9 protein-coding genes and 1 pseudogene are annotated in these 12,840 nt (G+C 62.5%); 9 read left to right on the top strand and 1 reads right to left on the bottom strand.

Translation table 11 applies throughout. From position 1 onward, the window contains the following. Window positions 1-78 precede the first annotated feature (78 nt). Window positions 79-665: pseudogene (locus B2D37_RS22645) on the top strand (TIGR00730 family Rossman fold protein). 6 nt (window positions 666-671) lie between these two features. On the opposite strand, the gene B2D37_RS22640 reads toward B2D37_RS22645, so the two are convergent. Continuing rightward, window positions 672-944 carry a hypothetical protein gene (locus B2D37_RS22640; protein WP_079204798.1) on the bottom strand — a complete coding sequence of 91 codons (273 nt, stop codon included), beginning with the start codon at window positions 942-944 and terminating at the stop codon, window positions 672-674. 246 nt (window positions 945-1,190) lie between these two features. Here B2D37_RS22640 and B2D37_RS23265 point away from each other — a divergent pair, with 246 nt between their 5' ends. From B2D37_RS23265 to pgi, 8 genes are all read left to right on the top strand, one after another. Then, complete coding sequence (locus B2D37_RS23265; RefSeq protein ID WP_154067144.1) at window positions 1,191-1,367, top strand: hypothetical protein; 177 nt, start codon at window positions 1,191-1,193, stop codon at window positions 1,365-1,367. A 68-nt stretch (window positions 1,368-1,435) separates the two neighbouring features. After that, complete coding sequence (locus B2D37_RS22635; protein ID WP_079204797.1) at window positions 1,436-4,390, top strand: sensor histidine kinase; 2,955 nt, start codon at window positions 1,436-1,438, stop codon at window positions 4,388-4,390. Window positions 4,391-4,424: 34 nt separating this feature from the next. Next, the gene (locus B2D37_RS22630; protein ID WP_079204796.1) at window positions 4,425-5,846 is read left to right on the top strand and encodes a sigma-54 dependent transcriptional regulator; all 1,422 of its coding nucleotides are present in this window, start codon (window positions 4,425-4,427) and stop codon (window positions 5,844-5,846) included. Window positions 5,847-6,887: 1,041 nt separating this feature from the next. Further along, window positions 6,888-8,294, top strand: a complete 1,407-nt coding sequence (locus tag B2D37_RS22625) for a polynucleotide adenylyltransferase PcnB (RefSeq protein ID WP_079204795.1) — start codon at window positions 6,888-6,890, stop codon at window positions 8,292-8,294. After that, window positions 8,294-8,779, top strand: coding sequence for a 2-amino-4-hydroxy-6-hydroxymethyldihydropteridine diphosphokinase (gene folK / locus B2D37_RS22620; RefSeq protein ID WP_079204794.1), 486 nt, complete (start codon window positions 8,294-8,296; stop codon window positions 8,777-8,779). Before B2D37_RS22625 ends, folK begins: the two co-directional genes overlap by 1 nt. A gap of 361 nt (window positions 8,780-9,140) precedes the next feature. Then, on the top strand, window positions 9,141-9,941 hold the full coding sequence (gene panB / locus B2D37_RS22615) for a 3-methyl-2-oxobutanoate hydroxymethyltransferase (RefSeq protein ID WP_079204793.1): 801 nt from the start codon (window positions 9,141-9,143) through the stop codon (window positions 9,939-9,941). Continuing rightward, on the top strand, window positions 9,938-10,813 hold the full coding sequence (gene panC, locus B2D37_RS22610) for a pantoate--beta-alanine ligase (protein ID WP_079204792.1): 876 nt from the start codon (window positions 9,938-9,940) through the stop codon (window positions 10,811-10,813). The genes panB and panC overlap by 4 nt, the downstream gene beginning before the upstream one ends. A 343-nt stretch (window positions 10,814-11,156) precedes the next feature. Beyond that, entirely contained in the window at window positions 11,157-12,821 is a 1,665-nt protein-coding gene (gene pgi / locus B2D37_RS22605) for a glucose-6-phosphate isomerase (RefSeq protein WP_079204791.1), read from the top strand. Window positions 12,822-12,840: the final 19 nt, after the last annotated feature.

Here is a 12,840-nt window from a genome sequence, read left to right as displayed (position 1 = left end):
CGAATAAGCAGCCTGATCGCTTGGTAGACGCCCGCAGACTGGCTAACCTGTGAACCCTTTCACTGTCAGGAAGCGAGCATGACTTTGCGTTCAATTTGCGTGTTCTGTGGCGCCAGCCCCGGCGCCCAGCCGATCTACCGCCAGGCGGCGGAAAACCTCGGGCGTCATCTCGCGGAACAGGGCCTGCGCCTGATCTATGGTGGCGGCGCGGTTGGCCTGATGGGGTGGTTGCGGATGCGGCCATGGCCGCTGGCGGCGAAGTCATCGGCATCATCCCGCAGAGCCTGGAACGCGCCGAAATTGGCCATCAAGGCCTGACCCGCCTGGAAGTGGTGGATGGCATGCATGCGCGCAAAGCCCGCATGGCCGAACTCAGCGACGCTTTTATCGCCCTGCCCGGTGGGCTCGGCACCCTGGAAGAACTGTTTGAGGTGTGGACCTGGGGCCAGCTCGGCTACCACCGCAAGCCGCTTGGCCTGCTCGATGTGGGCGGCTTCTACAGCAAGCTCGGCGATTTTCTCGATCACCTGGTCAGCGAAGGTTTCGTGCGCGCCCCACACCGCGCCATGCTGCAACTCGGCGAGTCGCCGCACGAACTGCTGCAGCTGTTACGTAGCTGGCAACCGAGCGGCGCGCCCAAGTGGGTTGCGCGCGAACCCGATTGAGGGCGACTAGAGCGCCGAATACAGCTGGACTTCCACGACGGCATCGGCATGGGCTGGCTGCGCCACCCCGGTCAGCTCGCTGATCAGCGCCCACTGCTGGTCGAGCTCTTTGCTAACCGCCTCCAGCCTGACGATCATCCGCGAGCCGGCACCGCGCACACCGGGATCGGTGCTGCGCATCAGGTCGAAGGACAGGGAGGTTATCGCGGCGGTCAGGTGGGTGAGGCTGCGCGAGGTGAGCGCGAGGAGTTCGGTGAGCTGCTGGTCTTTGGGTGACATATGGGCCTTTCCTTGGCAGGTATGAGCGGTGTGGATAAAGCGTAGCGAGGACTCTCGCAGGCGCCTGCCACTGCAGTGGACCCGATATTACTCCAGCGGTTCATCAGTGCAAGCAGGGGATGCCCCCCGACTACCCTGATCATTTGGCCGGATGCACGCTGCCATTTTGATCCGGCAAGTGGCCTCGGCCTACGCAGGCCGGCGCGCATCCGTTACCATCGCGCCACTCACGAAAAGAGATGCTGCATGTATATCTATCGATTGGTTCTGATCCTGGTAGTGGGGATCTACCTGTTCTCCCCGGCGATCATGGACTGGTGGATCGACCCCAACGGGGCGTGGTACCGGCCCTATTTGCTCTGGCTGATCCTCATCGTGGTGACCTTTATCCTGCAGAGTCAACGCGATGCCGATGACATCTGATCCGCTCGCGCCGAAACGGCAACAGACCCTAATGACCGCCCTTTATCTTTATTCGCAGAGCCAACGTGATGCTGACGAGCTTTAGCCTTAGCCAGCTGATCCTGATCAGCGCCGCCTACCTGCTGGTGCTGTTCGGCGTCGCCTGGGCCAGCGAACACGGACTAATCCCGCGCTGGATCATCCGCCACCCGCTGACCTACACCCTCTCGCTCGGCGTCTATGCCAGCGCCTGGGCCTTCTACGGAACGGTGGGCCTGGCCTATCAGTACGGCTACGGTTTTCTCGCCAGCTACCTGGGGGTTTCCGGGGCTTTTCTGCTGGCGCCGGTGCTGCTCTATCCGATCCTGCGCATTACCCGCACGTATCAGCTTTCGTCGCTGGCCGACCTGTTCGCCTTCCGCTTTCGCAGCACCTGGGCCGGCGCCCTGACCACCGTGTTCATGCTGATCGGCGTGCTGCCCTTGCTGGCTCTACAGTTCCAGGCGGTGGCCGACTCGATCGGCATCCTCACCCGCGAGCCGGTCAAGGAACGGGTGGCGCTGGCCTACTGCGGACTGATCATCCTGTTCACCATCCTGTTCGGCGCCCGCCATATCGCCACCCGCGGCAAACACGAAGGCCTGGTGTTTGCCATCGCCTTCGAGTCGGTGGTCAAGCTGGTCGCCGTCAGCATCATCGGCATCTATGCGCTGTATGGCGTGTTCGATGGGCCGCAGGACCTGGAGCACTGGCTGGTGCAGAACCAGGCCGCCCTGGCCAGCCTGCATACGCCGCTGCAGGAAGGCCCCTGGCGCACCTTGCTGCTGGTGTTCTTCGCTTCGGCCATCGTCATGCCGCACATGTACCACATGACCTTTACCGAAAATCTCAACCCGCGGGCGATGGTCAGCGCCAGCTGGGGCCTGCCGTTGTTCCTGCTGCTGATGAGCCTGGCGGTGCCCTTGATTCTCTGGGCGGGCCTCAAGCTTGGCGTCACCACCAACCCGGAATATTTCACCCTCGGCCTGGGCATCGCGGTCAACAGCCAGACCCTGGCGTTGATCGCCTATGTCGGCGGCCTGTCGGCGTCCAGCGGCCTGATTATCGTCACCACCCTGGCGCTGTCCGGCATGGTGCTCAACCATGTGGTGTTGCCGCTCTATCAGCCACCCACCGAGGGCAATATCTACCGCTGGCTGAAGTGGACCCGGCGAGCGCTGATCTTCGCCATCATCATGGCCGGTTACGGCTTCTATCTGCTGCTGGGTGCCGAGCAGAACCTGGCCAACCTGGGCATCGTCGCCTTCGTCGCCACCCTGCAGTTCCTCCCCGGCGTGCTCTCAGTACTGTACTGGCCGACGGCCAACCGCCGCGGCTATATCGCCGGCCTGCTGGCAGGCATCAGCGTCTGGACAGTCAGCATGCTGCTGCCGATGCTGGGCAACCTGCAAGGCTTCTACATCCCCGCATTCAACCTGGTCTATGTGCTGGACGACAGCAGCTGGCACCTGGCAGCCATCGCCTCGCTGGCGGCCAACGTGCTGGTGTTCACCCTGGTCTCACTGTTCACCGAGGCCAGCCCCGAGGAGAAGAGCGCCGCCGAAGCCTGCGCTGTGGATAACGTGCGGCGCCCGCAACGGCGCGAACTGCTGGTCCAATCGCCACAAGAGTTTGCCGCCCAACTGGCCAAACCGCTCGGCGCCAAGACCGCCCAGCGTGAAGTCGAGCAGGCCCTGCGCGACCTGCACCTGCCCTTCGACGAAAGCCGTCCCTATGCTCTGCGCCGCCTGCGCGACCGCATCGAGGCCAACCTCTCCGGCTTGATGGGGCCGAGCGTGGCCCAGGACATAGCCGAAACCTTTCTGCCCTATAAATCCGGCAGCGAAACCTTCGTCACCGAAGATATCCACTTCATCGAGAACCGCCTGGAAGACTACCATTCGCGCCTCACCGGCCTGGCCGCGGAACTCGACGCGTTGCGCCGCTACCACCGCCAGACCCTGCAGGAGCTGCCGATGGGCGTCTGCTCGCTGGCCAAGGATCAGGAGATCCTGATGTGGAACAAGGCCATGGAGGAGCTGACCGAGATTCCGGCGCACCGCATCGTCGGCTCACGCCTGTCGGCACTCGGCGAACCCTGGCGAGAACTGCTGCAGCACTTCATCGAACTGCCCGACCAGCACTTGCACAAACAGCGCCTGGGCCTGGACGGCCAGACCCGCTGGCTCAACCTGCACAAGGCGGCAATCGACGAACCGCTGACGCCGGGTAACAGCGGCCTGGTGCTGCTGGTCGAAGACCTCACTGAAACCCAGTACCTGGAAGACAAGCTGGTGCATTCCGAGCGCCTGGCCAGCATCGGCCGCCTGGCTGCCGGGGTAGCTCACGAGATCGGCAACCCGATCACCGGCATTGCCTGCCTGGCGCAAAATCTGCGCGAGGAGCGCGAAGGCGACGGCGAGCTGACCGAGATCAGCGGACAGATCCTCGAGCAGACCAAGCGGGTCTCACGCATCCTCCAGTCGCTGATGAGCTTCGCCCATTCGGGCGGCCATCAACAGGCCGACGAACCAGTGTGCCTGGCCCAGGTGGCGCAGGAAGCCATCGGCCTGCTGTCACTCAATCGGCGCAGCGTCGAAGTGGAATTCTTCAATCTGTGCGACGCCGATCACTGGGTTGACGGCGACCCGCAGCGCCTCGCCCAGGTGCTCATCAACCTGCTATCCAACGCCCGCGATGCCTCACCTCCCGGTGCCGCGATCCGAGTCAGAACTGAAGCCTCAGAACACGCCGTCGACCTTATCGTGGAAGATGAAGGCAGTGGCATTCCCAAGGCGATCATCGACCGTTTGTTCGAACCTTTCTTCACCACCAAAGACCCAGGCAAAGGCACGGGGCTTGGCCTCGCGCTGGTCTATTCCATTGTGGAAGAGCATTATGGCCAAATAATAATCGACAGCCCGGTCGACCCCGAGCACCAACGCGGCACCCGTATCCGGGTGACGCTGCCGCGGCATGTCGAAACGACGTCCATAGCGAATTAAACCAGCGACCTGAGACCGTCGAGAGACCGAATTAATGCCCCATATTTTGATCGTCGAAGACGAAACCATTATCCGCTCTGCCCTGCGCCGCCTGCTCGAGCGCAACCAGTATCAGGTCAGCGAAGCCGGCTCGGTACAGGAGGCGCAAGAACGCTTCAGCATTCCCGGCTTCGACCTGATCGTCAGCGATCTGCGCCTGCCTGGCGCACCCGGCACCGAGCTGATCAAGCTCGCCCAAGGCAAGCCCGTGCTGATCATGACCAGCTACGCCAGCCTGCGTTCTGCCGTCGACTCGATGAAGATGGGCGCGGTCGACTACATCGCCAAACCCTTCGACCACGACGAGATGCTCCAGGCCGTAGCGCGCATCCTGCGCGATCGCCAGGAAGCCAGGCAGGTGCCAAATACACCGGCCAGCGCCACTACTGGCCGCAGCAGCGAAAAAGTCGTCGACAACAGCAATGGCGAGATCGGCATCATCGGCTCTTGCCCGGCCATGCTGGAGATGTACAGCAAGATCCGCAAAGTCGCGCCGACCAGCTCCAACGTCCTGATCCAGGGCGAATCCGGCACCGGCAAGGAACTGGTCGCGCGCGCCCTGCACAACCTGTCCAAGCGCGCCAAGGCCCCCTTGATTTCGGTGAACTGCGCGGCCATCCCGGAAAGCCTGATCGAGTCCGAACTGTTCGGCCACGAGAAAGGCGCCTTCACCGGCGCCAGTGCCGGCCGCGCCGGCCTGGTCGAAGCGGCTGATGGCGGTACCCTGTTCCTCGACGAGATCGGTGAGCTGCCACTGGAGGCCCAGGCCCGCTTGCTGCGCGTGCTCCAGGAAGGCGAGATTCGCCGGGTCGGCTCGGTGCAGTCGCAAAAAGTCGATGTGCGGCTGATTGCTGCGACTCACCGCGACCTGAAAGGCCTGTCCAAGGTCGGTCAATTCCGTGAAGACCTGTATTACCGCCTGCATGTCATCGCCCTGAAACTGCCGGCACTGCGCGAGCGTGGCAGCGACGTCAGTGAAATCGCCAATGCCTTCCTCAAGCGTCAATGCACGCGCATGGACCGCGACGACCTGCATTTCGCCCCGGATGCCGAACAGGCAATCCGTCATTACGCCTGGCCAGGCAACGTGCGCGAACTGGAGAACGCCATCGAGCGCGCAGTCATCCTCTGCGAAAGCACGGCTATTTCGACCGAGCTACTGGGCATCGACATCGAACTGGACGACCTGGGTGAGGACGACTTCAGCGGCCTGCCGGCAATGACCGGCAGCAATAGCAACGAACCGACCGAGGATCTTTCGCTGGAAGACTATTTCCAGCACTTCGTCCTCGAGCACCAGGATCACATGACCGAAACCGAACTGGCGCGCAAGCTCGGCATCAGCCGCAAATGCCTGTGGGAACGCCGCCAGCGCCTGGGTATTCCACGGCGCAAGAGCGGCGCGACCACCGGCTAGCAGGCCACTGCATGACTGGACAGGCCAGCCATCTTGGGTAAACCCATCGAACCGAGCAGTACCCACATGCTCGGTTCGAACATCCCGCCTCACCCTACCGCCTGCATCCATGCAGTTGGCGGCCCCCTCTTTTCAGCTCTATCTCCTGCCCCCTGCAGTCGCCCGGCTTCGCGCCCGACTGATTCGCACAGCTAAAGCCTGTAAAACCCTGTCCCTGGTGCCACGACGCATTGCTGCCCCTCTCCACGGCCCGCCGACCCGGAAGCCAATCATGAGGGGATGGACACATACTGCAAGCCGTACGAGAGAGGTGGCAGCGACACCTGTTCTCCACTTTTTTCGACGACCCGCCGGCCGAGGCGAGGTGACAGATTGCCGAGCGCAAGGTTCCCCTCGCTGTTACCGCGTCAACACCTCGTAACAAAGTCCGGGTCTTATGGTAACGAGCGCAGGGCTTTCCATCCCGAACGCCCACCCAGGAATCAGCTTAAGCCCTTGTTTTAAAAGGATTCACAAAAACTGGCACGGCTCATGCTCTATCTCTTTGACAACAACAATAACAAGCGCTACCCAAGATAATAAAAACAAGACGTATCGACTCCAGCACAATAAAAACAACACGGCGGAGGCGCAGCTAACTGATTCTTTTGGAAAGTAATTGCCGTTGGGGCTTGCCCCACAACCAGACAGAGAACAACAAAACTGCCTCGAGGCAGATCCCGTACTGGTTGGGTCACAACACGATCATGGCAGCGTCAGCATTCAAAACAATCCGTTTGCTATTGACTCCTGGCTTGGGAGGATTTCAGACAGTCTTTGACTGGATGGAACGGGCAACTCAACAAAAACAACAAGCCCGCCATAATAATAAAAACAAAGCACGCACCTACTTGGGGGGGAGCTTCGGCTCCCTCAGTAGCTTGTGCGAAGCACCTCTCTCCCGTTGCTTCCTACACCATCTCCCGACTCAATGCTAGAATCCGCGCCATTCCAGTGGTCAGCGTTTATCCTGGCCTGTCATTTCGTCAAACAGTGCATCCCATGCTGAAAAAGCTGTTCAAGTCTCTACGCTCGCCCCTGCGCCGCGGCAAACACCCGCACAGCACCCCCGAAGTGCTGAGCAGTAGCCAGCACCCGATCAACCGTGCGGAAATCAGCCGTTACGCCACCAGCGTGGTCGAACGTCTGCAACACGCCGGCTACCAGGCCTATCTGGTTGGCGGTTGCGTGCGCGACCTGCTGCTCGACATCGACCCCAAGGATTTCGATGTGGCCACCAGCGCCACCCCCGAGCAGGTACGCGCCGAATTCCGCAATGCCCGCGTAATCGGTCGGCGCTTCAAGCTGGTGCATGTGCACTTCGGTCGCGAAATCATCGAAGTCGCTACCTTCCGCGCCAATCACCCCGAAGGCGATGATGAAGAGAACAGCAACCTGTCATCACGCAACGAAAGCGGACGCATTCTGCGCGACAACGTCTACGGCAGCCTGGAGAACGACGCCCAGCGCCGCGACTTCACGATCAATGCGCTGTATTACGATCCGGCCACCGAGCGCATTCTCGATTACGCCAATGGCGCGCACGACATTCGTAACCACCTGATCCGCCTGATTGGCGACCCGACCCAGCGTTATCAGGAAGACCCGGTACGCATGCTGCGGGCCGTGCGCTTCGCCGCCAAGCTGGACTTCGATATCGAGAAGCACAGCGCCGCGCCGATCTACAAGCTGGCGCCGATGCTGCGGGAAATTCCGTCGGCGCGCCTGTTCGAAGAAGTGCTCAAGCTGTTCCTCGCCGGTTACGCCGAGTTCACCTACGAACTGCTGGTCGACTACGGCTTGTTCGCCGAACTGTTCCCGGCCAGCGCCGCGGCGCTCAAGGCCGACCCGGACTATACCGACAAGCTGATTCGCAACGCCTTGATCAGCACCGACCTGCGCATACAGCAGAAGAAAACCGTAACCCCGGCTTTCCTCTTCGCCGCCATGCTCTGGCCCGCCTTGCCGGCGCGCGTAATCAAGTTGCAGGACCGAGGTATGCCGCCGATCCCGGCGATGCAGGAAGCGGCGCACGAGCTGATCAGCGAACAGTGTCTACGCATTGCCATCCCCAAGCGTTTCACCATGCCGATCCGCGAGATCTGGGATATGCAGGAACGCCTGCCGCGACGCAGTGGCAAGCGCTCCGACCTGCTGCTGGAAAACCCGCGCTTTCGTGCCGGTTACGACTTCCTCCTGCTGCGCGAAAGCGCCGGTGAGCAGACCGGCGGTCTCGGCGAGTGGTGGACGGTTTATCAGGACGCCAGCGACAGTGAAAGACGCGGCATGATTCGCGACCTCAGCCAGGAAGCCAGTGGCGATGCGCCGCGCAAACGGCGGCGCAGTGGCAGCAAGCGCAAACGCGCGCCTGGCGCCGATGGTGCGCCCAAGCCTACTGCCAGCGAATAATGCAGCGGGTGTATCTCGGCCTCGGCAGCAACCTTGCCGAGCCGCTCGCGCAACTGCACGGCGCCCTCACGGCGCTGGCCGCACTGCCGCAGTCGCAGCTAGTCGGCACGTCCTCCTTCTATGCCAGCGACCCGCTCGGCCCGGCCAATCAGCCGCGCTATGTCAACGCCGTGGCGGCGCTGGACACCGAACTGACTCCGCTGCAACTGCTCGACGCCCTGCAAGCCATCGAACTGAATCAGGGTCGTGAGCGCAAAGCCGAACGCTGGGGACCGCGCACCCTCGATCTGGATATCCTGCTATTCGGCGACCTGATGCTGGACGAGCCGCGTCTGCGCGTGCCGCATTACCACATGCACGCCCGCGCCTTCGTACTCTATCCGCTGGCCGAGCTGGCCCCTGCCCTACGCCTGCCCGACGGCCGTGCCTTGCCGGACCTGCTCGCCGCCTGCCCCTTCGAAGGCCTCGAGCGCCTGCCCGAGTAAGCTGCGCCGTGCACAGCCTTGGCCGGTTTCGGCGCGCGGATAAACACTGGCGCTATCCGGGGTAGTGACGACCCCGGATTGCGTTGCGCTTGTCCGGACCAGGGCATGGCACAGAGACATCGTCTTACCCAACGCAGGCCGATGCTTGCGACCCCGCAATCGATCACCCCCGCAGCGAGCCCCAGGCGGGCCTGTTGGCGGTAACGCCAGTAACAGATCGGTAACACCTGCAATTGACTTCGCGCCCCCCCATCAGGACTATAGGCGTCCCGTTGCCCCGCACCGGTGCAAACCGAGGCCAATGCAGGCCACTTTGAAGCAGCCTGACTGCTTGCCGAACGCCTGAGTGAGGACGATTGTTATGCCTGACATTACCCTGACCACCCTGCAAAGCCTCAAGCAGAGCGGCGCGAAAATCGCCATGCTGACCTGCTATGACGCCACCTTCGCCCAGGCTGCCTGCCAGGCAGGGGTCGAGGTGCTGCTGGTCGGCGACTCCCTCGGTATGGTGTTGCAAGGTCACGACAGCACCTTACCGGTCGATGTCGCCGACATGGCCTACCACACCGCGAGCGTGAAACGCGGCAACCAGGGCGCCCTGATCCTCGTCGACCTGCCCTTCATGGCCTATGCCACCACCGAGCAGGCGCTGCACAACTGCGCAACACTGATGCAAGCCGGCGCGCACATGGTCAAGCTCGAGGGCGCGGCCTGGCTGGCCGAGCCGATCCGCCTGCTGGCCGAGCGCGGCGTGCCGGTCTGCGCGCACCTGGGCCTTACCCCGCAAGCGGTGAATATTCTCGGCGGTTATAAAGTTCAGGGTCGCCAGGAAGCCCAGGCGCGGCAGATGCGCGCCGATGCCATGGCCCTGGAACAAGCCGGCGCGGCCATGCTGCTGCTCGAATGCGTACCCAGCGAGCTGGCTGCGGAAATCAGCCAGGCGGTGAAGATCCCGGTCATTGGCATCGGTGCCGGCGGCGCCACCGACGGCCAAGTGCTAGTCCTGCACGACATGCTTGGTCTGTCCTTGAGCGGTCGCATGCCTAAATTCGTGAAGAACTTCATGGCCGGGCAGAGCAACATCCAGGACGCCCTCAGTGCCTACGTCAAAGCAGTCAAGGACTGCAGTTTCCCAGCTAGCGAACACGGATTCTCTGCATGAACACGGTTAAGACCATCCGCGAACTGCGTGCTGCGGTTGCCCTGGCTCGCACCGAAGGCAAACAGATCGGTTTCGTCCCGACCATGGGCAACTTGCACGCCGGGCATATTGCCCTGGTCGAGAAAGCCGTCCAGCGTGCCGACTTCGTGGTCGCCAGCATCTTCGTCAATCCCTTGCAGTTCGGCCCCAGCGAAGACCTGAGCAGCTATCCGCGGACCTTGGCCGCCGACCAGGAAAAACTCCTCACTGCCGGCTGTCACCTGCTGTTCAATCCGGATGTGGACGAGATGTACCCCAACGGCATGGATAGCCAGACCCGGGTCAGCGTGCAAGGTGTCTCCGAGGGGCTGTGCGGCGCCAGTCGCCCTGGCCATTTCGACGGCGTCTCCACCGTAGTGAGCAAACTGTTCAACCTGGTGCAACCTGACCTGGCAATTTTCGGGCAGAAGGACTTCCAGCAACTGGCGGTGATTCGCGCGCTGGTGCGTGACCTGAATATGCCGGTGCAGATTATCGGCGAACCGACCACCCGGGCCGCAGATGGCCTGGCGCTATCCTCGCGCAATGGCTACCTGAACGCCGAACAACGCGCCGCCGCGCCAACCCTGTATCGCAGCCTGCAACAGATCGCCAATGCGCTTGGCGCCGGTGAGCACGACTTCGCCAGCCTGGTCGCAGCGGCACGCCAGCAACAGTTGACCGCCGGCTTGCGCCCGGACTACCTGGAAATTCGCGAAGCGAACAGCCTGCGCCCGGCAACCGCCACGGATCGCCAGCTGGTGATTCTGAGCGCAGCCTTTCTCGGCAGCACCCGCCTGATCGATAACCTGACGCTCGACCTCGACCCCACGGTTTGCTCGACGCACGCGTGAGCCTGCGCCGGAGTTGATGACGCAGACGCGTGCGTTAGCATGCAGCCTGACTCACCAACGGCGAGCCACCGCGCTAGTGCGATTTCGCGATTGCGCTGCCGCTTGCCTTATCCCGGCTCACGCCAGTTACACTGAGGCCCGGCCTTGCCGGGCTTTTCGGCTTTTTTGTTGGCCATGCCCCAGTCACCTATTACCTGGACTGCAGCGGCACGCCGCCCCGCCGCCCCTACAGACGGCGTATTTTGACTATTCAGCTACGGCAACCGCCAATAGGGACATAGCCTTTTCGTTACCCTGGCGGCGCTTCACCCAAGATTGCTCAAGCACAAGGAAGCCACCGCACATGGCGTACTACCAGCACCCCCTCGATGTCACCGCCCTGCCCACCTGGAAGGCCCTCCAGCAACACCGAGCCAGCTTGCAGAGCTTCAGCATGCGCGAAGCGTTCAACATGGACGCGCAGCGTTTCGAGCACCTCTCACTGAGTAGCTGCGGCCTGTTTCTCGACTACTCGAAAAACCTGATCACCCTTGAAACCCGCGACCTGTTGGTCAGCCTGGCCAAGGAATGCGGGCTGGAGCAGGCCATTCGGGCGCAATTCGACGGTGAACCGATCAACGCCTCGGAAGCACGTCCGGCCTTGCACACCGCGCTGCGCCGACCGATCGGCGACAAGGTGCTGGTCGATGGCGCCGACGTGATGCCCGAGGTGCAGCGTGTACTGCACCAGATGACCGAACTGGTCGGGCGGGTGCACGATGGGCTGTGGCGTGGCTACAGTGAGAAGCCGATCACCGACGTGGTCAACATCGGCATCGGCGGCTCCTTCCTCGGCCCGCAACTGGTCTCCGAGGCCCTACTGCCATTCGCCCAGCGCGGTGTGCGCTGCCACTACCTGGCCAATATCGACGGCAGCTCGTTCCACGAACTGGCCGCCAAGCTGCGCGCCGAAACCACCCTGTTCATCGTCTCGTCGAAATCCTTCAGCACCCTGGAAACCCTGAAAAACGCCCAGGCCGCACGCAGCTGGTACCTGGCCCAGGGGGGCTCCGAGGCCGAGCTGTATCGACACTTTATTGCAGTATCGAGCAACACCCAGGCGGCGGTGGCCTTCGGCATCCACGAAGAGAACGTGTTCCCGATGTGGGACTGGGTCGGCGGGCGTTATTCGCTGTGGTCGGCCATTGGCCTGCCGATCGCCATGTCGATCGGCATGTCCAACTTCAAGGAACTGCTGTCCGGTGCCTACAGCATGGATCAGCACTTCCTGACCGCGCCCTTCGAGAGCAACATGCCGGTGCTGCTGGCCCTGCTGGGCATCTGGTACGGCAACTTCTGGGGCGCGCAGAGCCAGGCGATCCTGCCGTACGACCATTACCTGCGCAATATCACCAAACACCTGCAGCAACTGGACATGGAGTCCAACGGCAAGAGCGTGCTGCAGGACGGCCAACCGGTAGCCTGCGCCACCGGCCCGGTCATCTGGGGCGGGGTCGGCTGCAACGGCCAGCATGCCTATCACCAGTTGCTGCACCAGGGCACCCAATTGATTCCGGCGGACTTCATCGTCCCAGTGGTCAGCTACAACCCGGTTGCCGACCACCACCAGTGGCTGTACGCCAACTGCCTGTCGCAGAGCCAGGCGCTGATGCTCGGCAAGACCCGCGAAGAAGCCGAGAGCGAACTGCGCGGCCAGGGCCTGAGCGAAGCCGAAGTGCAGCGCCTGGCACCACACAAGGTCATCCCCGGTAACCGGCCGAGCAACACCCTGGTGCTCGAACGCATCAGCCCGCGCCGCCTCGGCGCCCTGGTGGCGATGTATGAGCACAAGGTGTTCGCCCAGAGTGCGATCTGGGGCATCAACGCCTTCGATCAGTGGGGCGTCGAACTGGGCAAGGAGCTGGGCAAGAGCGTCTATTCACGCCTGGTCGGTAGCGAGGAGAAGCCAGCCGAGGATGCCTCGACCCAGGGTCTGATCGAGTTCTTCCGCGGCCGCCACCGCGGCTGAAGCACCGCCTCACCACAAC

It is taken from the genome of Pseudomonas sp. CC6-YY-74 (assembly GCF_002025205.1).
GTDB lineage: Bacteria > Pseudomonadota > Gammaproteobacteria > Pseudomonadales > Pseudomonadaceae > Aquipseudomonas > Aquipseudomonas paeninsulae.
This window is presented reverse-complemented; position numbering and strand designations above follow the sequence as displayed.